Origin of the sequence: Oricola indica, from assembly GCF_019966595.1 — a bacterium.
Classification (GTDB): Bacteria; Pseudomonadota; Alphaproteobacteria; order Rhizobiales; family Rhizobiaceae; genus Oricola; species Oricola indica.
The window spans coordinates 655613-679529 of the sequence record NZ_JAINFJ010000002.1; the positions used below are offsets into that span (position 1 = coordinate 655613).

The window sequence follows — 23917 nt, forward strand, 5'->3', positions numbered from 1 at the left end:
ATGGCATCCACGGGCAAGATACTTCTCTCCGTCACCGGTTTCGATCCCGCCGTCTGGCGCGCCGAACTGGAGAAGGCCGCACCCGACCGGGTCGTCGTCGAAGAGCCCTCGGGGCCGAACGATCCGGAGATCGACTATGCAATCGTCTGGAAGCAGCGGCCCGGCGTTTTGAAAGGCTTGCCGAACCTCAAGGCGATCTTCTCCATCGGGGCCGGCGTCGATCACATCTTCGCCGAGGGCGACCTGCCGGATGTTCCGATCGTCCGCGCCGTCGCCGACGACCTGACCCAGCGGATGAGTGAATATGTCGTCTGGCAGGTGCTCGACCATCACCGCAAGGGCATGCTCTATCGCGACCAGCAGGCGAACCGGATCTGGCACGAGGACCGGATGCAGCCTGCTGCGAGCGAGGTCACGGTCGGCATTCTCGGTCTCGGTCATCTGGGCCGCGACGCCGCCGAGAAACTGCTTGCGCTCGGGTTCCGCGTCACCGGCTGGAGCCGCACGCCGAAGGCGGCCGAAGGCGTCGGCACCTACGCGGGAGAGGCGGGGCTCGGGCCGTTTCTCGCCGAAGCCGACATCGTCGTCTGCCTGCTGCCGCTGACCCCGGCGACCGAAGGCATCCTCTCGCAGACGCTATTCTCGAAAATGAAGACGCGCGGACCGCTCGGCGCGCCGATCCTGATCAGTGCCGGGCGCGGACGCCTGCAAGTGGAGGCAGACATTCTCGCCGCGCTGGAAAGCGGCAGGCTCGGCGCGGCCTCGCTCGACGTGTTCGAAACAGAGCCCCTTCCCGACGACAGCCCCTTATGGAGCCATCCCCGCGTCACGATCACGCCACATGCCGCCGCCGCCTCCGTGCCGTCGGCGCTGATCCCGCCGATGATCCGGCAGATGGATGCCCATGATCGCGGCGAAGCGCTGACGAACCTCGTGGACCGCGACGCCGGCTACTGATGCATTTCAGGTTTCCATTGGATCAGAATGCGCCGCCTTTTCGCGACTGGATACTGAACGCGGTGCAGGCCCCGCCTCCCTGCGTCAACGAGTAACGCGACCCCGGTCGGGTAATGTCACCGGCCACGGGGCGGATTGAAATCGAGGCGGTATTTGAGAAACGCCTCGCCCGCATGGTCCACCTCTCCAACAAAGCGGGCACCGATCCTTTCGAGCGCTCCAAGCTTCTTTCGTGAAGGCGGCAGCAGGAACGTGACGAAGGGAATGCGCTCGTCGGAGCGGGCGAATTCGAGTGCCTTGCGGGTGATGCGCGCGCCAAGCCCGAAGCGATCGGGTTTGAGAACGAGGCCATAGTCCCACTCGTCGCCTTCCTTCTGGAAGCCGCCCCAGCCGACATAGGCCCCGTCGCAAAGAATAGCCCAGTGACCCAGTCCGTCCTCGCGCCAGCGGGCCTCCTTCGCCTCGACAAAGGCGCGAGAGGCGGCATCGTCCCACCGGCCGGTCAGGAGCGGCATATGCTCCGCCATACGTGGATCCGACATATGCGCGGTGATCTCGATGAGGTCGATCTCGCCAAGGCGTGTAAAGGCGATCCCGGTTTCGGGGCTGTTCGTCATCGCTGTTCGATCCGTCGAAAAATGGCTGTCGCGCGCCTATCACCGGAGCCGTCAGGCGCAAAGACCGGTTCTCGCGGCTAACGGCAATGTGAAAGCGCGTTACCGGCTGGCGCGGTTCAGATTCAGGGACGCCTGACCGACGTCGGCGGGCCGAACAGCGGCTCGATCCGGGCAATCGCGGCGGCAAGCGGTTCGAGCGCGACATTCATGGTCGAACCGTTGGCGTGCAACAGGTTCTCCGCATCGACCATGATGCCGACATGTCCTTTCCAGAAAACCAGATCGCCGCGCCGCAGGGACGAAAAGTCGCCGCCTGTCTCCAGCACCACGCCGATGGTCGCCTCCTGCATGTCGCTGTCGCGCAGCACGGTGCGTCCGGCCATCGCCATGGACAGTTGGACGAGGCCGGAACAGTCGATTCCGAAGCCCGATGTGCCGCCCCAGAGATACGGCGTGTGCAGGAAACGTTCGGCCGCCGTCACATAATCCGTTTCCGTCTCGCCGACCGGCGCGACATGGGCGGCGGCCAGTGCCGTGCCGTCGGCCAGAACGGCATAGCGCGTGCCGCGCCGCTCTTCCGTCGAGACGACCGTGACAAGCGCGCCCATCGACAGGGCGCGCAACGGCGGCATCTTCAGATCCGGGCCGGGATAGACGAAGCTTCGTTGCGCCGTGACACGATGTGTCGGCGCGGCGATTTCGCCGTCAAACAGCGCCTCGTCCGGCGCATAGCCGACATAGCCGTCGCGCTCGCCCTGCACCCAGGCCCAGCCTTCCTCGCTCTCGAAGACGCGGACGCGGTCGCCGGTCACGAATTGCGTATCCAGGCCGGCGTCATGCGCCGGCGCGCGGCGGATATCGACAGCAGGCGCAACAACGATGGCCGGATGCCCCTCGACGAAGGCCTCCGCCTCGACCCGCCCTTTCAGCCTTATGTCGGCGAGATCCGGTCGGAATGCGTGCAAACGGCGATCGAGCGTATCCGTCACAACGGCAGTTCCCGCGCTCTTGCGATGATCACGTCGGCAAGCCGCTCAAGGTAGAGCGATCCCTCGACAGTGCGCGAAATGACGACATTGCGCTTGTCGCGCGGGTCCCGATGCCGGGTCACGAGCTTGCGCGATCCCATGGAATCGAGCGCGCGCGTGATCACCGGTTTGGTGACGTTCAGCTTGGCCGCGAGGCCGCGCACGGTATGCGGCGGCGGCTCCAGATAGATGGAGAGCAGGATCGCCATCTGGCGCAATGTCAGGTCCGGCGCATCGTCGCGCACTTCGGACGTCGCCACCTGATGCCACAATGTCAGCGCCTGGCTCGCCCGCAAGCGAATGGACATGAACCGCTCATCTTATCGTTTCGGTTCCGGCACAATATGCGCGAAACCTTAAAAAACGCAATATGAGCGGGAATCAGGCCGTTCCGTAACGATGTTTCAGCGCGACCAGCATGGCGCGTATGCCCTGGGCCTCTCCGCCGACCTGCGCATGCGGCTTGGCCGACAGGCTCCAGGCGAAGATATCGAAATGCGCCCAACTGCTGGTTTCCGTCACGAAACGCTGCAGGAAAAGCGCCGCCGTCACGGAGCCCGCCATCCCGTCCGTCGTCACGTTGCAGAGATCGGCGACCGAAGAGTTCAATCCCTTCGCATAGGGCGCCCAGAGCGGCATGCGCCACAGCGGGTCGTGCTCCTGCAGCGAAGCCGAGGCGAGCGCGTCGGCGAAGGCATCGTCGGTCGAGTAGAAGGGCGGAACATCAGGGCCAAGCGCAACACGCGCCGCGCCGGTCAGCGTCGCCATGTCGATCAGCATGTCCGGCTTTTCCTCGTCGGCGCAGGTCAGCGCATCGGCGAGGATCAGCCGGCCCTCGGCATCGGTGTTGCCGATCTCGACGGTCAGGCCCTTTCGGCTCGGGAAGATATCGCCGGGCCGGAACGCGTCGCCGGCGATCGCGTTCTCGACGGCCGGGATCAGCACGCGCAGCCGGACATCCAGCTTCATGTCGACGATCAGCGAGGCGAGCGCCAGCACGTTGGCCGCGCCGCCCATGTCCTTCTTCATGTTGCGCATGCCCGAAGCGGGCTTGATATCGAGACCGCCGGTGTCGAAGGCGACGCCCTTGCCGACCAGCGTCAGTCGGGGCGCGTCGGGTTTGCCCCAGCGCATGTCGATCAGCCTGGGCGCGGAAACCGAAGCCCGGCCGACCGCATGGATCAGCGGAAAATTCTGCTCCAGAAGGTCGGCGCCCTTGATCACCTCGACCGTCATGTCCCGGTCGCGAGCGACATCGCGGGCGGCCGCCTCGATCTCGTCGGGACCGAGATCGTTGGCCGGCGTGTTGACGAGATCGCGGGCCAGCCAGGAGGCACGCGCGAACGCGGCGATCTCGTCGTGGTCCAGCGAGGCGTCGAGGATCAGCCGGGGCTGCTTGCCCGCCTGCTTGCGATAGCGTCCGAAGCGATAGGCGCCGAGCAGGAAGCCGAGGCTCGCGAGGCGAAGATCCGTATTCGCGCCGCCCTCGAAATACCAGTCGCCTTCCGGCAGCTTGCGCGCAAGTGCGCCCGCGACGAAGGGATCGCCGCCGTCGCCGAGACCCAGCACCGCACCGGCAAGACCTCCATCGCCTCGCGGAAGAAGCAGCACTTCGCCCGCGCCAGCCTTGAAGCCGTTCCGATCGATCCACTGCCGGGCCGTATCGTCCAGTGCGCCGTGCTTTTCCAATCCATCCGCCTGAACGAGCCAAACCGGCCGTGCATCCGCCGGACGGCGATCCGCCGGTGCCAAAACCTCTTCGAGTTTCATGTTCATTCCATCCGATTCCGTGCCCGCCGAAGCGAGGTCATTAACCAACCGTTAGGGTTAACAGAATATTGCTTTTGGCCAGAGTTTCATCGTCATTCTTCGCGGCTCATCCACCGAAAGACGGCCGCACGGGAGCGCAGCATGGTGCGGATCAGAAGCGGAAAGACAGGCAGGACGACACGGACGGCATTGCGCCTGGCGGTCCTTGTGCTTGCGGCAACAGCCGTCACGGCCTGCGCGAACCGCTCGCTGACGACCGGGTCGATCGGCTCGCCGGCGCAAAAGCCGGTCGAGCAGATGACCGCCGTGGAACTGGAACAGGCGCTCGGCTCCTATTCGAAGCTCTACGAACAGCGGCCGGGCGACAAGACCGTCGCAATGGCATACGCCTCGATCCTGCGTATGAACGACCGCAACGAGCAGGCGCTTGCCGTCATGCGCAAGGCGGCGATCAAGCATTCCGACGACCGCGACGTGCTCGCCGCCTACGGCAAGGCGCTGGCCGGCGCCGGGCAGTTCACCGCCGCGCTCGATGCGATCCAGCGCGCACAGGACCCGACCAATCCTGACTGGCGGCTGCTTTCAGCCGAAGGCGCGATCTACGACCAGACCAACCGGCCGACCGAGGCCCGGCTGCGCTATCAGAAGGCCCTCAAGCTGCGGCCGAACGAACCGACGATCCTGTCCAATCTCGGCATGAGCCACCTTCTGGAAGGCAATCTGAAACAGGCCGAGACCTATCTGCGCCAGGCCGCCGCCCAGCCGGCCGCCGACAGCCGCGTGCGCCAGAACCTGGCCCTCGTCGTCGGCCTCCAGGGCCGGTTCGACGAAGCCGAGCAGATCGCACGGCGCGAATTGTCGCCGCAGCAGGCGGAAGCCAATGTCGGCTATCTGCGCCAGATGCTGGCGCAGCAGAACGCCTGGAACCTCATCAAGCAGGAAGACAAGAAGATCGCTTCGCAGTAGGCAGGCTGTAGTCTGACACCAGGTTCTGTACATGTCGGCCCTATAGAAGGGGCCCTAGGGCGATCTGCGACGACGCCTCAGAAGGCCTTAAGAACCGCGCGGTCTACGTCAGAACGTCGGTGATAGGCTATGATGCTAAACAGGTTTCCGATTTGAGGGCAGAGCCTCGAAGGAGCGCGCGGCGCTATGCTCCCAGAGGGCGATAAGCAAAACCAAGTCGGACGCCATTGTAGCCAACGACTTTATTCAAATGGGTTAATCCTATCGACGATCCGCATAGCGACCTCCGCCATTTCACGCCCCCATTGTGTTGCGAGTTCGAGCTGTTGAATTGGGACAGCGTCCACTGCTAGTTCGTTCTCGCCAGTCTTTTCAAACACTGCGAACAACACATAATCGCGGTCAGTGCTTTTCACCCCCACGCATTTGGAATGCGCAATGGGTTTTCGGACCTTGGAATACAGCTCATAGTTTTTCTTGTGCCTCTTAACGGCTCGTGCCGCCTCAGCACCGTTCGGCGCATCGCGCAACACTTTGTATAATTCGCGGAACTTGGCTGATGCGGGATAACTCCCGACCTTCTCAGCACCGTCCGCCATCGACAGGCCCAACGCGCACGACACCAGCATCCCAAGAGCTGAATCCAACTCTCCCCAGGCAAGAATCAGGTCGAGCATCGCATCTCGATGTCTTTGTTCGAGCGGTACGGGGTGCCAATCCAACACGTTTCCTCCACTCAATGGCCTATTACCTCAACGGCCAACCTGCCCAGACGACACGGGCGCGGACCTGTATCTTCTCGTCGGCATATTCGCGGTCCACGATCTCGGGGTTGTAGCGCTCATTATCGGACAGGGTCTGGGTAGAGCCGTCGAGCATATTCTGCGGGCTCTTCACAAACAAATTGCCGTCTATGGAAACCGGCGACGCCCCGGAGTTAGGCCCGTCAGGTGTGCTCGACCTCCCATGGCGCCTGCCAATCGCCTTCAACGCGCAAGGCGACGCCCGCATCGTCCTCGACCACCTTGCAAACCGTCATCTCGCCGGCATCGACGCCGTAGCGTTCCGCCGCTTCCTTGAAACGGGCGTGGCAGGCATCCGTCATGTCCGAGCGTGTCCCGGTCTCGCGCATCAGTTCATCGATCAGGCCGAGATCCTTCAGGCACAGCTTGAGCGGAAAGGAGGGATCGTAGTGGCCCGCGAAGATCGACGGCACGTCATGTTGCATGACGAAGGAATCGGCTGCGCCGCCCTTCATGACCTCCCACCAGACCTTCGGATCGATTCCGGCCTTCTCGGCGCAGACCATCGCCTCGCCGATCGCCGCGGCATGGATCTTCCAGAGCTGGTTGTTGACGAGCTTCGCGACATAACCGTTGCCATATTTACCGACCTTGCGAATCTCGCCCATCGCCTCGATGACCGGGCGGGCCGCCTCGATATCCGCGTCCTCGCCGCCGACGAACATCGGCATGTCGCCGCGAATGGCGGCATCGACGGAGCCTGTCACCGGCGCGTCGATCGGCCGGCCGCCCTTCGCGACGAAAGGCTCGATCAACTCGCGCATGAAGCCGGGAGACGATGTCGTCAAATCGATCCACAATTTGCCGCCGCAGTCGCCATGGATGAGGCCGCCATCGCCGTTCAGAACCTGTTGGAGATGCGGCGGTCCGAAGACCATGGAAACGACGCAGTCGACCCGGTCGATCATTTCCTTCGGGCTGGCGACCCATGTCGCGCCCAACTCCTCGATCGGGTGGGCCGCCTCGCGGCGCAAATCGAAAACAGAGAGATCGAAGCCGGCGCGGCGAATGTTTTTCGCCGCGTTGCCGCCCATTGTTCCAAGACCGATAAATCCAACCTTCATGAAGCCCCCTTTGCCTCTGTTGAGCATTAAAGGCGGGTGATCCCGCCTTCAGGCGCAGTCAAGCATTCGCCACCGGGGCGAGGCAAGGCGAGGAGGCGACGTCCCCGAAACCGGGGACGACAGGCGTCAGAAAATACCGCCGCGCGCGGAAATCTGGATACCGGCGGGGCCGAGAATGACGCCGAAAAGAACCGGCAGGAAGAAGAGGATCATCGGCACGGTCAGCTTCGGCGGCAGCGCAGCGGCCTTCTTCTCGGCCTCGTTCATGCGCTGGTCGCGGCTTTCGGCGGCGAGAACGCGCAGCGCCTGGCCGACCGGCGTGCCGTAGCGCTCGGCCTGGACCAGCGCCTGTGCGACCGACTTGACGCTTTCCAGCTTGGTGCGGTTGGCGAGGTTCTCATAGGCCATCCTGCGCTCCTGCAGGTAGGACAGTTCCGCGCCGACAAGGACTAGTTCCTCGGCGAGCGGGATGGACTGGGTGCCGATTTCCTCCGAGACCTTACGGAAGGCTGCCTCGACGGACATGCCGGATTCGACGCAGATCAACATCAGGTCGATCGCGTCCGGCCATGCCTGTTTGATCGACGTCTTGCGTTTGCCGGCGACGTTGGAAATGTAGATGTTCGGCGAGTAGAAGCCGAGATAGCCGAACCCGATGCAGGCGAGGACACGGATCATGGTCGGCTGCTCGGAGAGCGCGCCGAGGCCGAAGACATAAGCCAGCGCCACGACAAGAAAGACCAGCGGCAGCACGAGGCGGGCGAACAGGAAGACGTTGAGCGGCTGCTGGCCGCGATAGCCGGCAAGGCGAAGCTTGTCGATCGTCGCCTGGTCGGCGAGCGCCGTCTTGAGATCGAGCCTCTCGACGATTCTGCGAACGCCGCCTTCCTTCGCCTCCATGCGCAGCGAACCGCGGCTCTGCTGCTTTTCGGCGGCGAGGCGGGCGCGCTCGCGGGCGCGGATCTCGTCGCGCTCGGTGGCGACATGCTTCATGCGCGTCTTCAGTTCGTTGCCGCCGAGCAAGGGCGTCAGAACGGTGAACAGCGTCGCGAAGACGCTCACCGAAACGAGAATGGCGATGACGAATTGCGACGATGTCAGCAGGGCGACAAGATCTTCGGACATGGCGCGTCAGACCTCGAAATTGATCATTTGCCGCATCACGAACACGCCGATCGACATCCAGACGGCGGAAACGCCGAGGATCAGGTAACCGGTGTTGGTCGTGAAAAGCAGCGTTATGTATCCGGGGCTCGTCAGATAGACGAGCAGCGTGACGACGAAGGGCAATGACGCGATGATCGCGGCGGACGCCTTGGCCTCCATGGACATGGCGGCCACCTTGGCCTTCATCTTCTTGCGGTCGCGCAGCACGCGCGAGAGGTTGCCCAGCGCCTCGGCGAGGTTGCCGCCCGCTTGCGCCTGGATCTGGATGACGATGGCGAAGAAGTTGGCCTCGGGGACCGGCATCGAGTTGTACATGCGCGCGCAGGCCTCCGGCGTCGACAGCCCGAGTTGCTGCGCCTCGATGATGCGGCGGAACTCGGACTTCACCGGTTCGCGCGCCTCGCTGGCGATCAGCCGCAGGCCGTCATTGAGCGGCAGGCCGGACTTGATGGCGCGCACGATCACGTCGATGGCGTTCGGAAACTCCTCGAGGAACGACTTCATGCGGCGCTTGCGGATAAAGGAGACGGCCCAGCGCGGCAGGCCGAAGGCGGCGGCGAAGAAGACGCCGATAAGGTACAGGAACGGCACGCCGAACAGGAAAGCCATGGCCGTCACGACGAAGCCGGTGACCATCGAATAGAGATAGAAGGTCCGCAAATCGACCTTCAGTCCGGCCTGCTGCAGCATCTTCTTGAGTGTCGGCCGCGCCGCGTCCTTGACACGGTCGCGGTTGCGCTCGTCGAGCTCGGCAAGCGAGTCGGCAATGTGTTTCTTTCGCTTCGCGCCTTCGTTCGCGCGGTCGTAGGCGGCGCGGCGCGCGGCGCTGTCGGTCGATTGCGTCTTGATCGACGACAGGCGTTTCGCCGTCTTCTGCTCATTCTCGATCGAGGTGAAGAACAGCGCATAAAGCACGCCGCCGACCCCGAGGCCGGCAAGCACGATCATACCGATGACGCCTGCGGGCAGGCCGAAGATCATCATGGCGCGGCGACCTCCATCGAGTCGAGCGCCGCGGCGAGCCGCTGTTCCTCGTTGAAGTAGCGCGCGCGGTCCCACATGGCCGGGCGGCCGACGCCGGTGGAGCGATGGGTACCGATGATGTTGCCGTTCGCGTCCTCGCCCTCCATGTCGTAGAGCATCAGATCCTGGGTGATGATGACGTCACCCTCCATGCCGATCACCTCGGTGACATGGGTGATGCGGCGCGAGCCGTCGCGCAGGCGGGCCGCCTGGACGATGACGTCCACCGAGCCGACGATGATTTCGCGCACGGTCTTCTGCGGCAGGGTGAACCCGCCCATGGCGATCATCGATTCCATGCGGGAGAGACATTCGCGCGGGCTGTTGGAGTGGATCGTGCCCATCGAGCCGTCATGGCCGGTGTTCATCGCCTGCAGCAGGTCGAAGACCTCCGGTCCGCGCACCTCGCCGACGATGATGCGTTCAGGACGCATGCGCAGGCAGTTCTTGACCAGGTCGCGCATGGTGATCTGGCCCTCGCCCTCGAGGTTCGGCGGCCGGGTTTCCAGGCGCACGACATGCGGCTGCTGGAGCTGCAGCTCCGCGGAGTCCTCGCAGGTGATGATGCGCTCGTCGTGATCGATGTAGCGCGTCAGGCAGTTGAGAAGCGTCGTCTTGCCGGAGCCGGTACCGCCGGAAATGACGACGTTGCAGCGCACCCGTCCGATAATCTGCAGGAGCGTCGCGCCTTCCGGCGAGATCGATCCGTACTGGACGAGCTGATCGAGGGTCAGCTTGTCCTTCTTGAACTTACGAATTGTCAGGGCGGTGCCGTCGATGGCGAGCGGAGGCGCGATCACGTTGACGCGGGAGCCGTCGGGAAGACGCGCGTCGCAGATCGGACTCGATTCATCGACACGGCGGCCGACCTGGCTGACGATGCGCTGGCAGATATTGAGAAGCTGCTGGTTGTCGCGGAAGCGGATATCGGATTCCTGGACCTTGCCGTTGACCTCGATATAGGTCTTGTCCGCGCCGTTGATCATGATGTCCGCGATGTCGTCTCGCGCCAGCAGCGGTTCGAGCGGCCCGTAGCCGAGCACGTCGTTGCAGATGTCCTCGAGCAGTTCCTCCTGCTCGGAGATCGACATCGCGAAGTTCTTGATCGCGATGATGTCGTTGACGATATCGCGGATTTCCTCGCGCGCGGAATCGGCGTCGAGCTTGGCGAGCTGCGACAGGTCGATCGTCTCGATCAGCGCCGAGAAGACCTGCATCTTGGTGTCGTAATAGTCGTCGTTGCGCACCTTCTGGCGCGGCTTTGCCACCGGCAGATCACGCATCGGGGGAGGTGCCTGCACGTGTTTCGCCTCCGGCCGGCTTGCCGGCGCTGCGGCGGGCGCGGCCGTCTTGGTCTCGCTTGCGACCGGTGCAGGCGCGGCCTCCGACGCTGGCTTTTCGGCCGACGCCGGCGGCGTGACGGCGGTACGCTTGGGCGCGGAATTCGATCCGCCGCCGAAAGCGCCGCCAGAATGGCTACCCGTACCCTTTTTTCCGAACATCGACTTGTCCTGTTACATCGCTTCAGCGAAGCGTCATTTCTTCTTCAGTCTCGTCAGCATGCCCTTCAAACCGCCTTTCGGCTTTTCCTTTACGACCCCGCGCCCGGTCACCAGTTGCGCGATCGTCGAGAGACTGGAAACGATCGGGTTCGCCGCGTCGGTTTCCGCCAGCATGCGTCCATTGTTGGACGCCGTGCCGAAGAGTTGCGCGTCGAAGGGAATAATGGCGACCGGCTCGAGTTCGAGCGGGTCGGCGAAATCCGACGGTGCGATTTCCGGCCGTTTGGGCATGCCGACCTGGTTGAGAACCAGCCGGGGCGCGAAATCATTCGGCCGCAGCTTGCGCAGCGTATCGATGATGTTTTTCGCATTGCGCAGATTGGCGAGTTCCGGCGAGGCGACGATGACGACTTCGTCGGCCTGTTCGAGCGTGCGGCGCGTCCAGCCGTTCCAGACATGGGGAACGTCGAGCACGACATAGGGCGCGGTGCGCTGCGCCACGTCGACGAGCTGGCTGAAGGCGTCGGGATCGAAATCATAGACCTTGTCGAGCATCGACGGCGCCGCGAGCAGAGAGAGATGCTCGGCGCAGCTTGCCAGCAGGCGGTCGAGATAGACCTCGTCGATCCGGTCGGAGGAAAACACGGCCTCGGCAATGCCCTGCGCCGGATCCTGGTCGAAATTTATGTTCGCCGTTCCGAAGGGAAGGTCCATGTCGGCGATGACCACCTCGGCCTGGAACAGGGTCGACATGGCCCAGGAGACATTGTGCGCGATGGTCGACGAGCCGACACCACCCTTGGCGCCGACAAAGGCGACGGAACGGCCGAGCGGCTCCGCATCGGGATCGACGAACAGAGACGATACGACGCCCATCAGATCGGCGATCGTCACCGGCGCGACGATATATTCGGAAATGCCGTTGCGGATCAGTTCGCGATAGAGCGTGACGTCGTTCTGGTGTCCGACGATAACGACCTTGGAGTTGGGGTCGCAGACCTCGGCCAGATCGTTCAGGTTGTGGAACAGCTCATCCGGGCTGGATGTCGTCTCCAGGATGATCAGGTTCGGCGTCGGCGCGCTCTGGAAGAATTCGACCGCCGCCGGAATGCCGCCCATATAGACGCGGGTCTGCGCCTTCGCCAGGCGGCGATCCTCGCCCATCCGATTGATCGGAGCGGCCACGCCCTCCGTCTCGCAGAACGCCTGGATCGAAATGCGCGGGACAGGCCGAACATCGTTCAGCGCCGAAATATCGCCCGTATCCGCCGTCGGCTGGTTCGTCAGGTCTTCCTTGTAGGCAACGTCTGACATGCTCGTCTTTCCCACTTAGTAGTTGACCTCGGAACGCGTACCGCCCGGTCCGCGCTGATAGTCCTCGATCACGGCGCCGCGCTGCGTGGCGTCGATCGGGCTCATCTGGCGCGGCCCCATGAGGTCGCCGGGATTGGCTACGATCGCGGCAAGGTTCTGCTGGGTGGAGCAGCCATAGTCCGCATAATTGGTGTTTTCGACGGTCTTCGTCAGATCGTCGGACCAGTCGCCGCAGGGCGTGGTCGAGGCCGTCACGCCGGTATAGGACAGCCGGACGGCCGCGGCGGATCCATGGGCGCTCGCATCATAGTTTTGCAGGACGACGCGGCCACGCGCGGCGCCGCCATCATAGAGCGCCTGCAGGATCTCGTCCTTGACCCGCTTGACCGCATATTCGTTCGGCGAGCCGGACGGCATCATCACGACGATCGCTCCGGTGCCCGCCGCCGCAAAATTCGCCGCAAAGGCGCGGATGTTGCTCCTGACCGGAACACCGATCGTGTGCGCGCCCGACGCGATCGGAACATCGAGGGTCTGTTCCGTCTCGCTGAGCACGATCGGGTGCCGCGTGCGGTAATCCGAGGGAACGGAGCCCACCGCGATCGGATCGCGCCCGAGCGATCCACAGCCGGAGATGGCGGCCGCGACGATCAGCAGTCCGGCGGAATTGACAAAGGTTTTCAAACGCATCGCACCCGCTCCTATTTGTAGATGAACCCGACGGCGCCGTAGTACCTGCCATCGGGAAGGTCCTTCTGCACCGTGCCGTAGATGCGGTTCACGCGGCCGAGGAGATTGCCGGTGCGATCGCTGGCGGGCTGGAAATTGTCGGTCGGTGCCGCCAGCTTGTTCGGCGCGGTCGGGCGCACGAGATAGGGCGTTACCATGATGACGAGTTCGGACTCGTTTCGTACGTAGTCGCGGCTGCGGAACAGCGTGCCGAGAACCGGCACCTTGGACAGGCCGGGAAAGCCGCTGACCACCTGGCGGACATCGTCGCGGATCAGGCCCGCGATCATCATCGCGCCACCGGAGGGCAGCTCGACCGTGGTGTCGGCGAGACGCTTGCGGATGGACAGCACATTGCTCGCCTGATCCTGGCCGCCGACAGAAAGCGGCACCGATCCTTCGGTCGTCGGTTCGGAAACCGACGTGCGGATCTTCAGGCTGATGCGGCCGGGTGCGAGCACGACAGGGGTGAACTCGAGCCCGATGCCGTAATCCAGGGTCTGGATGTCGTAGGATGCGCCACCACCGTCGGAAGGCGACGAACCCTTGATCACGTTGTATTCGCCGCCGACGCGGAACACCGCCTTCTCGCCGGAAACGGCGGTCAGGCTTGGCGTCGCCAGGGTCTTCATGACGCCGGCTTCCTCCATCGCGCGGAAATAGGCGTCGAGCTGCATGCCGGCGATCGAGCCGCCGATATCGAAGCCCGAATTGGTCAGCGGCTTGCCGAGCGCGCCGGCCACGCCCTCGGAGATGCCCGAGAAGGTGATGCCGTGATCGCCGGTACGGCTGGCGATCAGGTTGACGCCGAGCTGCTTCATGACGCTGCGCTGGACCTCGGCGACGGTCACTTTCAGCGTGACCTGGTCTCCGCCGACGATGTCGAGCAGATTGACGATCTCGCTGCGGCCCCTGCCGAAGAAGAAGAAGCTGAAACTGTTGCCGGTGGCGTCGCCGCCCTTGACGAAGATCTCGGCCAGCTGGCTCGCCTTGGCGGAGTCCTGCGGCGTCTGGACCGTGCCGGTCAGGACGATGTTGTCGTTGATGATCTCGGTCTTGATGTCGGAATCGGGAATGAACCGCTCGAGGTAGCGGTCCAGCCCGGCCACGTCGCGCTCGATCCGCAGATCGAGACTGACGACCTGCTTGCCCGCCTTGTCGAAGATGAAGATGTTGGTCTCGCCGACCTTCTTGCCGAACAGATAGATGCGGCGCGCCGTGCGGCTGACCGCGTCGGCGACCTCGGGATTGGCGACCAGGATGTCGTGGGCATCAACCGGCAGGTCGAGAACGATCGACTTGTTCAGACCGAGCGACACGCGTTCGCTGCCGGTCGAATTGCGCTGCACCTTGATGATGTTGCTCGACTGGGCAACGGCGACAGAGGGCGTCGCGCCGACAATAGCTGCGAACGCAGCCGCGGAGATCGCGGCAAGAAATACGCGCTTCAACGTCATGACCGGAAAGCTCCGTTTGGAATATGCGGCCGTGCGAAAGTTCTGGACGTTCATCGTGTTTGAACCTCGCTGCGCCGGCCGGATTTGATGACGGTGACGGACCCGCCGGACGAGCCTCCCGTCAGAAGATGCTCCGCGCCGTCGTTTTGCTCGTCGGGATCGACGTCCCGCACCGAGCGCAGGGACAGTGTCAGGCGGTCGGCCATCTGCTGCGCGACGGTGATGATTTCCGCCTGGCGCGGCGTGAGCTGCAAGGTCGCGGTCTGGCCAACCTGGACGAGGCGGCCCTCCTCGTCCTCGCGGATCGTCTGGTCGATCGCCAGCACGCGGATGTTCTCGAGGATCGTCTCGGTGACGAAGCCGCCGGCGCGCTCCGGAGGACGCCGCGTCATGATCACGTCGACATAATCGTCGGGCAGGATGAAACCGCCGGCCGAGGTGTCCGCCGCGATCATCGTCGCGACCGCGCGCTTGCCGGAGGGCAGGATCGAAGACATGAAACTCTGGTCCGGACCGAGAAGCTTGATCGGGCGGATCGGCTCTCCGACGGCAACCGTCGAACGGACAACGGATCCACGCAATTCCTCGATCGCGTCAGGACGCGCCGAACGGGTTATGTAATCGGGCGAAAGGGAATTGACCGGCCAGTCCTGCCAGCGCAACTGTCCGTCGATGGCGGTGCCGGTGTTCAGATTCTCGGTGGCGACGAGCACTTCATCGAGTTCGATGGCCGGGCGGACTTCCGCCGTTTGCGGACCGGAGGGGGGCTGGGCGACCATGTTCATGGCGAGGTAACCTGCGGCACCCGCGGCCAGAATGGCTACGCCAAGTATGATGATACGCTTCGACATGATGACACCCACTTTCCGGATGGAGTCCGAACCTCGTGGGGGTCATGTTTCCGCGTCAAAGGTGTAATTAGGGTTAATGAGCCCGTAATTTTCATGCTTAATAAAGTTTGAATAAAAACGCCGCCGGGCGTTTTCAGGCCGCCATCCGATCGAAAACCCACATCATGGCCGGGGAGTCGGGAAAGGCGAGCAGCCCGCCGATCGCAAGGGCAACACCGTAGGGAATATCCTTCTCGTCGATCATGCGGCGCAGGATCGGAACCTCGCCGGCATAAATGGCGAGCGTCGACTTGCGGAAGAAGACGAGAAACAGCGTGAAGACGCCGCCGGCGACAGTCGCCAGCAGGAGATAATCGAGCAGAGCGGGGCCAAACCCCATCCACAGGGCCGTCGAGGCGAGCAGTTTCGCATCGCCACCCCCCATGGTCCCGGTCGCGAACAGAGCGAAGGTTACCGCCAGCACCAGTCCGAAAGCGGCGAAGTGCATGCCGAATTCCGCCCAGGACAGGCCGATGAAGGGCGCCACCAGAAGAAACGATCCGATCAGCACGGCCGAAATCCGGTTGCCGATCGTCATGGTGAACACGTCAGACAGGGCCGCGAAAATCATCGCGAAGGGAAACACGACCATGATAACGGCAGCAACCATCACTCAACTCCAATATGCCTTGCCTTCAAGGCTAGGCCCGATGCCCTTAAAATTCCCATAATCGGGCCGGAGCCCGCGATTGCAAAAAGGGCCCGTCTCAGCGAGACGGGCCCTTTGATCTTCAAGGTTCTCGCAAGCCGCCGAAAGGCGGCGCGGCAATTAGGCGGTCGAGCCGACCTTGGTGCCGATAGCGTTGAACTTGGCGTTCAGGTTCGAGCCGAGCGTCGTCGCGCCGGTGATGATGGCAACGGCGATCAGCGCAGCGATCAGGCCGTACTCGATAGCGGTCGCGCCGGATTCGTCTTTCATGAAACGTGCAAACATGATGAGCTCCTATTCTCTTTCACAGCATCCCGTCGACACTTCAACTGGCGTCGATCGGTTGAGGCGAAACTACACAGGGCCTGTTGCCACCTGCTTAAGGAACAAAGTTGCCGAAGGGTTAACGCGCCGAAACCGGTTTCATGGTGAAGAAACGGTGACCATACGGCATGGAATTGGCGCGATCGCGAAACGCGTCAGGAATTGGCGGCCAACCGGCAAGCGGACGACAATTCGTCCCTGTTCTGCAGCCAAGCGACCGTGCTGACGATCGGCATTGGCCGCGCGAACAGATAGCCCTGCACGCAGGTGCAGCCGATCTGGCGAAGAACGGCAAGTTCCGCCTCGGTTTCCACACCTTCCGCGAGAACCTTCAGGCCGAGGCTCTTGGCGAGATTGGTGATCGCGCTGGTGATCATGACGAGGTCGACGTCGCTGTCGATCCCGGCCACGAGGCTGCGGTCGTTCTTGATGCGCTCCAGCGGATATTTTCGCAGATTGCCGATGGCGGCGTGGCCGGTGCCGAAATCGTCCAGTTCGAGCGCGAAACCGGCAGCGACGAGGTCGCGCAGATTGTTGTCGACATGGGCTGCGCGTTCATCGAGGAGCGTGGATTCCAGAATCTCAAGCACGATCTGGTGCGGCCCGATCGCATAGGCCTCGGTGGTGGACCGGATGCGCTCGACGATCTTCGGGTCACCAAGCCTGAGACCGGATAAATTGATGCTGATCCGGGGATTCTCGATGCCGGCGATAGCCAGTTCGGGTGCCAGGGCGCAACTGCGCTCCAGCATGCGCTGGTCCAGCGCATCCATCAGGTTCGCTTCCTCGGCCGCGAACAGGAATTCGCCCGGCACAAGCAGGCCCTTCTCCGGATGGTTCCACCGGATCAAGGCCTCGAAGCCGCTCAACGCGCCGCTCGTGAGATCGAATTGCGGCTGGAGATAGGGCTCGAACTCGTCGCGTTTCAGCCCGTCGCAGATATCCTGCGCCAGTTCCGCGCTGAGAAGCGCCCGGCGGCGCATGGCGTCCTCGAAGAAGTGGAAACGGCCGCGCCCCCTGGACTTCGACTGTTGCAGGGCGATGTCGGCGTCGGTCAGGCGCCGCTGGACATCCGGCTCGCTGTTGGGACTCCAGAAGGCGACGCCGATGCTGGCGCCGATATGGCAGGATTTCTCGCCATAGGGGATCGGAGCGGAAAGGCGCTGGACGAGGCGATCGGCCATGCCGGCGATGTCTTCGTCGTTGGGTGCGGCGCAGACGATCACGAACTCGTCGCCGCCGACGCGCGCGACGATCCCCTCGCCGCGTGCTGCGTTGAGCAGCACCCCGGCGCAATATTGCAGAACGTGGTCGCCCGCATCGTGCCCGACCGCGTCGTTGACCGCTTTGAACTTGTCGAGGTCGATATGCATGATCGCGATGCGGCAATCGTCACCCGCCCGTTTGGCGATCGCCTCGAGATAGTCGGCAAGGCCGCGGCGGTTCGCCAGTCCGGTCAGCGGGTCGGTCGAGGCCGCATGCCGCAACTCGTCCTGACGCACGCGGGCCTCGGTGATGTCGATGCCGAAACCGACCAGACCGCCGTCGCTTGTCTTCTGGTTGTAGGATCGGACCCAGCGGCCATCGGCAAGCTGGTACTCCCGCTCGCTGTGACCCTCATGGCGGTGGGAGATGATCCGCGCGACGACATCGTCCTCGCGGCCGGGGAAGCTCGCCTTCTTGGCCTGGCGGACACCCTGGCGCACCACCTCCTCGTAGGCGATGCCGGGCTTCAGAAAGCTCGGGTCGCCGCAAAAGGTGTCGCGGTAGCGCTCGTTGAACATGACGAGACGGTCGTCGCTGTCATAGAGCCAGAAGGATGCCGGAAGCGCCTTGATGGCGTCGACGAGACGCTGCTCGGCGCGCTCGGCGCGCTCGCGGCTTTCCAGCTGGCCGGTGATGTCGATGCGCAGGCCCACGCGGCCGCCATCCGGCGTGAGCCGTTCGACGATACGCAGCCAGCGACCGTTCGACAGGTGCTGCTCGACCGTCGTCTCGGCCGCCTTGTGCTGCGCCAACCGGTGACTCAGCCACTCCTCCTCGCGGCCGACGGCCTGGACATATTCGCCATGCGCGAGACCGTGGCGCAGGATCTCCTCGAAGGTGGCGCCGGGTACCATGGCGGGGGCACTGAGGGGATAGATGTTCCGATAGTGCTCGTTGCAGATCACGAGACGGTCGTCGGCGTCGTAGAGGGCGAAGCCGTCGGGCAGGGTCTCGATCGCGGCGGACAGCCGCTGGCGCGCCGCCTCGGCCTCGGCCTCGGCCCGCTTGCGCGCGGTGATGTCGAGGACGAAGGCGACGAAACGGTTCGGCGCGCCGGAGGCCATCTGCAGATGGATCTCGACATCGTAGAGCGAACCGTCGCGGCGCTTGTGGCGCGACTCGACGCGGATGGTCTTCTCGTCGCCCGACAGGAGATCGGCGACGAGATCGCGGAATGCGGCTTCGTCGATATCGGGCTTGATGTCGATGACGGTCATGGCGCGCAGTTCGTCGATGGAGTAGCCGAGGTTCTCGCGCGCGCCGCGATTGGCCTCGATGAAGGCCAGCGTCCCGGTGTCGAAGACGTAGATCTCGTTGAGGGAATCCTCCAGCATCGCGCCGAAGACGCTGGCCTCGCGCAGGCGCTGCTCATTGGCCTTGCGGTGGGTGATGTCGGTCTCGATGGAGACGAAGCCGGTGAGGTCGCCGCGGTCGTAGACCGGCTGGACATCCATCTCGACCCAGTATTCGGTGCCGGCGCTGGAGCGGTTGCGGATCTCGCAGGTCATGCCGCCGCCGTTGCGGTAGGCGGTGTCGAGCGCGTTCATGACGGCTTCGTCGTTGCCGGGGGCGCGCAGGAAGTCACGCGGGGTGCGGCCGCGCACGTCGTCGAGCGTGTAGCCCGTCTGGGCGGTGAAGGCCGGGTTGACCCATTCGATGCGGCGGCGGGCGTCGGTGATGACCACGGCGCTGGTGGTGCGCTCGGCGACCGCGCCGAGCTTGCCCCGGTCACTGTCCGCGATTTCTTCCGACTTTTCTCTGCCTTCGGCCACGCCGTCTCCCCGCCATGGCGCCGACGACGGCGCCTTCCGGTTTTGCGACGATTAGCCCGCAGACGGTTAAAACGTCATGAATTGCGGGCTATTGGATCGCGCGGGGCCGGGGCGGAGGAGGACGCGGAGCATCAGCCGGAGACGGCGCCCGGCCGCTCGATGAAGCTCTTGTAGACATAGCCGCGCCGGCCGTCGTGAACGACGGTGCACCAGTGGGTGCAGTTCTCCTCGGCGAGGATTTCCGCGCTGGCCGGCACGACCGCGAGCACCGCGCCCTCATTGTCCGGGCTGGCGCGCAGATTGACATATTTCGCGGCGCGCGCGGGCGACAGCAGGGTGCCGTCATCGGCGACGGGGGCCGTGGCATCGTCGGCGCTGGCGGAGGGCAGCGTGTCGGCGGCGGGCGGCGCGCTCTCTTCGGCCATCAGCTGTTCGAGCCGGGAGGCCTCCTCGTCGGAATCCGCCACGGCGACCGGCTCGCCGGGCGAGAGGATGGAGGCGGTCTCGTAGGCATCGACACCCGCACCGGCTTCGGGCGCATCGACGGCGGCAAGACGCGGCGGTTCGGACACCTCGATCGCCTGGCTGTCCAGGGCGGGCGCGGGCGACCGGCCGCCGGCATCGATGCGCGCCTCGACGACCTGCGTCTCGACGCTCGGGATCGGATCGATCTCCGGCACGGCGTCGGCGGCCGTGACGCGCCGCACGGAGAGTGCGGCATCGGCGGTCATCGTGCCCGCTTCGCCCGTATCTCCTGCGTCGGGCACGGTGGCGCCCGGTTCGATGCGGGCCGGCGCGATGCCCGGCTCCGGCTCGGCGGCGTCGGCCTTGACCGGCTCGGCGCTTGCGGGCTGGGAACTTGCGGGGGCGATGCCCGGCGCTTCGGCCGCCGGCGCGGGGTCGCGATGGACCGCATAGGAGGCGATGGCCGCGCCACCGGTGCCGCCGACGATGGCGAGAAGGCCGAGCGCCGCGACCTGCATCACGACGGTCTTCGTCGTGTTCCTCGCGTTGCCGGCCGATTGCGCCCTTCGGCGCGCTCGCGTCTTTCCTGCCCCGTCATATCCCTCATCCGCGCGCCCCCGCACGTCTTCCCAGGTGATACTCATTGTCGTTACCCTGTCTTGCCTGTTCCACGAGACCCGGTGACGGGCCGCTCCGATGGTGTTGGCGGCGGCCGGTGGCCGGCGCGATCCGCAGGGGGACAATCGCGCAACAGTCCGGCGGGAATCGGACAGGGCCAGTCATTTTCGGTGACTCGGAGTAAGGCAGGCGTGATGGGAGTCTCTGTCCCGCCCGTAAGCTCCTCTCCTGCCCTTCGCTTTCGCTTCGGGCGTTCGTTACTCCAATCGACAAATCATTGTCGATTGGCCGGCTTCGCCAGCCGCTCCTCACCGTCGCTGGCGGGCCCCTAAGCTGTCCCGCCCGTAAGCTCCTCTCCTGCCCTTCGCTTTCGCTTCGGGCGCTCGTCACTCCAATCGACAAATCATTGTCGATTGGCCGGCTTCGCCGACCGCTCCTCTTGTTTTCCTGTCGTAAGCGGCAAGCCGCTGTCCGGTTCTGTCGCTGGCGGGCCCCTGTGGCGCGCGCGCCAGCAACCCCACGCCAGGACGCAGGTTGCTTGATGGCTGCACGTCGCGGCGGGACGGTCAGGAGGTGTCCGGGGCGGTCCACGCGTAACGGGCGAGGCCGTGGCATTCCTTCAGCACGGTCTCGACCGGCGTTTTCGGGTGCTTGCGCCAGCCGGGCGGCCGGCCGGGACGCAGGACGCTGAGGCGGCGCGGGCGCGGCCCGGCCGCCTCCCGCGCGAAACGCCGCGCGCGCCAGCGGGCGAGTCGCCTTGCATGGCGGTCGATATCCTGCAGCGCCGCCTCCAGCGCGACGATGCGCCGGCAGACGCCGCGCGCATCGACCGGCTCGCCGGGGTCGAATTGCCGGACCGGCCCGTCGGGTTCCGCGTCGTGTTCCTCCTCCAGCCATGGATGGCCGAAGGGCTTGAACGGGTCGAACAGGGCGAAAGCGGGGGTGGCGGTGCGTGGTGGCGTGGCGCGTGGCCGCGATGTTTCACCTCCGGCGTACAACCTCACCCTTGCGGGGAGGTCGGAGAAGCAAGGCGGACGCGAAGCGGACGGCGCGGACGATCCGGGTGGGGCTAACAAATCTTCTCGGTCAGTGGTTTCCACCCCCACCCGGCTCTGTCTCGCTTCGCGAGCCACTCGCCGGCCTCCCCTCAAGGGGGAGGCAGGGCGCACTGTAACCAGCCCGCAGGCTGCCATGAGGATCAGACGCCGGACGGCGAATTCGGCCGGGCGCAGGGCGGCGAGGATGCGGATGCGCAGGCCGCGCGGCAACATGATGACCGAACGGCCGGTGCGGATGCCGGCCAGCACGAAGAGCCGCGTGACGACTTCGAACAGATCGTCTCGGTTCTTCGCGACCGCACGCGCCCAGTTGAATGCCATGCCTGTCTCCGTCCGTCATCGGGCGGGGAACAGGGTAAGGGGTGGGTCGGGGCGGTGGACAAGATTGGCGCGGGTTTTCGGCTAATCGCCCGGCGTGTCGCTGGCCTGCCTGACCTGCCATGCCATCCAGGACAGGGCGGCGCCCTCGGTGAGGAGCTGGATGCCGACGAGCAGGCCGAGCAGCCAGGCGGCTGTCACCGGCATCTGCGCGAAGAGCAGGACGCCGAGAAGAAGGCCGACGACGCCGGAGCCGAGGATCCAGCCCCAGTTGGGGAACGGGCGGATGGTGAGCGCGAAGACGATGCGCGCCATGCCGCCGACGATGAAGAAGACGATCAGCAGCAGCGTCAGCGCCAGCAGCCCCTCGCCCGGGCTGGCGAGGAACAGAAAGCCGACGATCAGCGACAGGGCGGCGGAGATCAGCTGCAGCCAGAAATGCGGCACGTGGCGCGCGCCGATCAGCCCGGCCGCCTGCAAGATGCCGGAGACGATGAGCAGCCAGCCGAGCAGGACCACGGTGGCGACCGACGAGATCACGGGAAAGACCAGCGCGACAAACCCGGCGATGACCATCAGCACGCCCTGGGCGAGATACCACAGCGAATGGCGGTGGATGGCGTCGCGCAACGCGGCCCGCATGATCTTCGCGGCCTGGTCGACGGTGATGATGGTGTCGGGCATGGGTCTTCCTTCAGCGAGGTTTGCTGGAGGAATGATAGAGGCGGGGGAGTGGTTTCGGGAAGGGGGGACTTGGTTCCGGGCACTTCCGTCGGCCATACGGAGCGATTCTTGCCCCCGCCGTCATCCTCGGGTCATGCCCGAGGATGACGGAGTGTGTAGCTTTCGTCCCGCACCCTCCGGACGGCAACAGCATAATCTCCACACCGTAGGCCGCCACGGCGATCAGCCGGCGGACGGCGAATTCGGCTAGGTGCAGAATGGCGACGATGTCGATGCGCAGAGCGCGCGGCAGCATGATGACCGAACGGCCGGTGCGGATGCCGGCCAGCACGAAGAGCCGCGTGATGGTCGCGAGCAGATCGTCTCGGCTTAAGTCTATCGCTCCGACTAAAACTCCCACCGAAACAGCGAGTACGGTAAAACTGAAAACAGCTACAAAAATAAACAGCTCAAACTCTAAAAGGGTAAACTTATCTAATACACCACCCACAAATTTATTCGTCCCAACTTGTAGCATTCAGCAGTATGCCGCTATAAGGGGTTTTCGATTGCGGAACGCAACCCAATGTCCCTAAGCGATTTCGAAGTTGGACTCATTAAGGCCATGCTTGGACGGGGCATGCGGAATAAGGATATTCAATTCTATTTTAATACCCCACAACGGCCGGTGAACAACGGACGAATAAGCGAAATCAAGTCAGGCGCCCGTTGGCCTGAGATACAACCCGCTCTCGAGTACGAAGTCGATGAGTTTATAGAGAATCATCCCCTGACCTTGGCCGACCGTTCTTTGGAAGAGCCTCGGCTACCGCCCCAAACCGGCGCTGCATCTACTTTCACCGTGCTGGATAACGAACTTGTCGAAGTCGTTGCTGACACGCACGATAGTGACAACCCAAGTGCGGACCAGTTGGTTCTTTTTGAAGAACTAGTTGGAAAAGTAGAAGCGCTCTGGGCGCTCGGTGACAATAGCCTTGGCGCAGCCAAGCGCCCAGTTGAGAACTTCCGGGCAATTATTCAACAGCAATTCAATAATATATCTATAGTATTGATCTGGACGCGAGGTAATGCACTTCGCGCACTGATTAAAGCACATGACACTGTTGCTGACAACCAAGACAATCCTCTTGGCAAACTCGAACCATTGTGCGCAGAACATCTGCGTGACGTCGTAGCGATTTTCAACGTACTGATCGCAAATGATCCAAAAGGAAATCAACTCGACCAAACCAGTCTTGGTCCGGGAGAACGCGATTCGTACGCCGAGGCGCTCGATGAGATCGCGGCGGTAATTCAGCATGCCGATGTGATCACAACCGATGAAGCATATTCAGAGCTTAACGAACAAACAGAAAACGGCTTAGCTAATCACCCCGGCATTGAAGGAGAACAAGCGCTCTGAACCGCCCCGGGTTTGCCGGAGGCTCCAACTCCTGAGTAGGATGGAGCATCATGAGCAAGACGACGAACAAGTAT

24 protein-coding genes are annotated in these 23917 nt (G+C 63.9%); 3 read left to right on the forward strand and 21 right to left on the reverse strand.

Annotated features, from left to right (window positions below; all coding sequences use genetic code 11):
* A complete protein-coding gene (locus LC343_RS08665; protein ID WP_223476697.1) occupies positions 1–957 on the forward strand; it encodes a 2-hydroxyacid dehydrogenase in 957 nt (318 codons plus the stop codon).
* A gap of 116 nt (positions 958–1073) precedes the next feature.
* Here LC343_RS08665 and LC343_RS08670 read toward each other — a convergent pair whose 3' ends face one another.
* From LC343_RS08670 to LC343_RS08685, 4 genes are all read right to left on the reverse strand, one after another.
* On the reverse strand, positions 1074–1574 hold the full coding sequence (locus LC343_RS08670) for a GNAT family N-acetyltransferase (RefSeq protein WP_223476698.1): 501 nt from the start codon (positions 1572–1574) through the stop codon (positions 1074–1076).
* 122 nt (positions 1575–1696) lie between these two features.
* The gene (locus tag LC343_RS08675) at positions 1697–2563 is read right to left on the reverse strand and encodes a C40 family peptidase (RefSeq protein ID WP_223476699.1); all 867 of its coding nucleotides are present in this window, start codon (positions 2561–2563) and stop codon (positions 1697–1699) included.
* Positions 2560–2910, reverse strand: a complete 351-nt coding sequence (locus LC343_RS08680; RefSeq protein ID WP_223476700.1) for a MarR family transcriptional regulator — start codon at positions 2908–2910, stop codon at positions 2560–2562. The genes LC343_RS08675 and LC343_RS08680 overlap by 4 nt, the downstream gene beginning before the upstream one ends.
* A 73-nt stretch (positions 2911–2983) precedes the next feature.
* Positions 2984–4372 carry a leucyl aminopeptidase family protein gene (locus LC343_RS08685; RefSeq protein ID WP_223476750.1) on the reverse strand — a complete coding sequence of 463 codons (1389 nt, stop codon included), beginning with the start codon at positions 4370–4372 and terminating at the stop codon, positions 2984–2986.
* Positions 4373–4513: 141 nt separating this feature from the next.
* On the opposite strand from LC343_RS08685, the gene LC343_RS08690 reads away from it, so the two are divergent.
* Positions 4514–5338: a tetratricopeptide repeat protein gene (locus LC343_RS08690; RefSeq protein WP_223476701.1), complete on the forward strand. Its 825-nt coding sequence runs from the start codon at positions 4514–4516 to the stop codon at positions 5336–5338.
* A 242-nt stretch (positions 5339–5580) separates the two neighbouring features.
* Here LC343_RS08690 and LC343_RS08695 read toward each other — a convergent pair whose 3' ends face one another.
* The 17 genes from LC343_RS08695 to LC343_RS08770 all read right to left on the reverse strand — a co-directional run bounded on the left by LC343_RS08695 (position 5581) and on the right by LC343_RS08770 (position 22958).
* A complete protein-coding gene (locus tag LC343_RS08695; protein WP_223476702.1) occupies positions 5581–6015 on the reverse strand; it encodes a hypothetical protein in 435 nt (144 codons plus the stop codon).
* Positions 6016–6085: 70 nt separating this feature from the next.
* Positions 6086–6217 carry a hypothetical protein gene (locus LC343_RS25125; RefSeq protein ID WP_274384739.1) on the reverse strand — a complete coding sequence of 44 codons (132 nt, stop codon included), beginning with the start codon at positions 6215–6217 and terminating at the stop codon, positions 6086–6088.
* A gap of 67 nt (positions 6218–6284) precedes the next feature.
* On the reverse strand, positions 6285–7205 hold the full coding sequence (locus LC343_RS08700) for an NAD(P)-dependent oxidoreductase (RefSeq protein ID WP_223476703.1): 921 nt from the start codon (positions 7203–7205) through the stop codon (positions 6285–6287).
* A gap of 126 nt (positions 7206–7331) precedes the next feature.
* On the reverse strand, positions 7332–8330 hold the full coding sequence (locus tag LC343_RS08705) for a type II secretion system F family protein (RefSeq protein ID WP_223476704.1): 999 nt from the start codon (positions 8328–8330) through the stop codon (positions 7332–7334).
* A 6-nt stretch (positions 8331–8336) separates the two neighbouring features.
* Positions 8337–9350, reverse strand: coding sequence for a type II secretion system F family protein (locus LC343_RS08710; protein WP_223476751.1), 1014 nt, complete (start codon positions 9348–9350; stop codon positions 8337–8339).
* Between the two features lie 2 nt (positions 9351–9352).
* Positions 9353–10897, reverse strand: a complete 1545-nt coding sequence (locus tag LC343_RS08715; protein ID WP_223476705.1) for a TadA family conjugal transfer-associated ATPase — start codon at positions 10895–10897, stop codon at positions 9353–9355.
* Positions 10898–10930: 33 nt separating this feature from the next.
* Entirely contained in the window at positions 10931–12211 is a 1281-nt protein-coding gene (locus tag LC343_RS08720) for a CpaE/TadZ family protein (protein ID WP_223476706.1), read from the reverse strand.
* A 15-nt stretch (positions 12212–12226) separates the two neighbouring features.
* The gene (locus LC343_RS08725) at positions 12227–12901 is read right to left on the reverse strand and encodes a CpaD family pilus assembly protein (RefSeq protein ID WP_223476707.1); all 675 of its coding nucleotides are present in this window, start codon (positions 12899–12901) and stop codon (positions 12227–12229) included.
* Between the two features lie 11 nt (positions 12902–12912).
* Positions 12913–14397 (reverse strand): type II and III secretion system protein family protein, encoded by a 1485-nt coding sequence (locus LC343_RS08730; protein WP_223476708.1) that lies wholly within the window; start codon positions 14395–14397, stop codon positions 12913–12915.
* A 50-nt stretch (positions 14398–14447) separates the two neighbouring features.
* Positions 14448–15248 (reverse strand): Flp pilus assembly protein CpaB, encoded by an 801-nt coding sequence (gene cpaB, locus LC343_RS08735; RefSeq protein WP_238484191.1) that lies wholly within the window; start codon positions 15246–15248, stop codon positions 14448–14450.
* A 133-nt stretch (positions 15249–15381) separates the two neighbouring features.
* Complete coding sequence (locus LC343_RS08740; RefSeq protein ID WP_223476709.1) at positions 15382–15897, reverse strand: A24 family peptidase; 516 nt, start codon at positions 15895–15897, stop codon at positions 15382–15384.
* Between the two features lie 159 nt (positions 15898–16056).
* The gene (locus tag LC343_RS08745; RefSeq protein WP_223476710.1) at positions 16057–16221 is read right to left on the reverse strand and encodes a Flp family type IVb pilin; all 165 of its coding nucleotides are present in this window, start codon (positions 16219–16221) and stop codon (positions 16057–16059) included.
* 194 nt (positions 16222–16415) lie between these two features.
* Positions 16416–19298, reverse strand: coding sequence for a sensor domain-containing protein (locus LC343_RS08750; RefSeq protein WP_223476711.1), 2883 nt, complete (start codon positions 19296–19298; stop codon positions 16416–16418).
* Positions 19299–19429: 131 nt separating this feature from the next.
* On the reverse strand, positions 19430–20407 hold the full coding sequence (locus LC343_RS08755; protein WP_223476712.1) for an SH3 domain-containing protein: 978 nt from the start codon (positions 20405–20407) through the stop codon (positions 19430–19432).
* Between the two features lie 540 nt (positions 20408–20947).
* Positions 20948–21760, reverse strand: coding sequence for a hypothetical protein (locus LC343_RS08760; RefSeq protein WP_223476713.1), 813 nt, complete (start codon positions 21758–21760; stop codon positions 20948–20950).
* An 81-nt stretch (positions 21761–21841) separates the two neighbouring features.
* Positions 21842–22441 (reverse strand): HdeD family acid-resistance protein, encoded by a 600-nt coding sequence (locus LC343_RS08765; protein ID WP_223476714.1) that lies wholly within the window; start codon positions 22439–22441, stop codon positions 21842–21844.
* A gap of 10 nt (positions 22442–22451) precedes the next feature.
* On the reverse strand, positions 22452–22958 hold the full coding sequence (locus LC343_RS08770) for a hypothetical protein (protein WP_223476715.1): 507 nt from the start codon (positions 22956–22958) through the stop codon (positions 22452–22454).
* Between the two features lie 48 nt (positions 22959–23006).
* On the opposite strand from LC343_RS08770, the gene LC343_RS08775 reads away from it, so the two are divergent.
* Positions 23007–23843, forward strand: a complete 837-nt coding sequence (locus LC343_RS08775) for a hypothetical protein (RefSeq protein WP_223476716.1) — start codon at positions 23007–23009, stop codon at positions 23841–23843.
* Positions 23844–23917 lie beyond the last annotated feature (74 nt).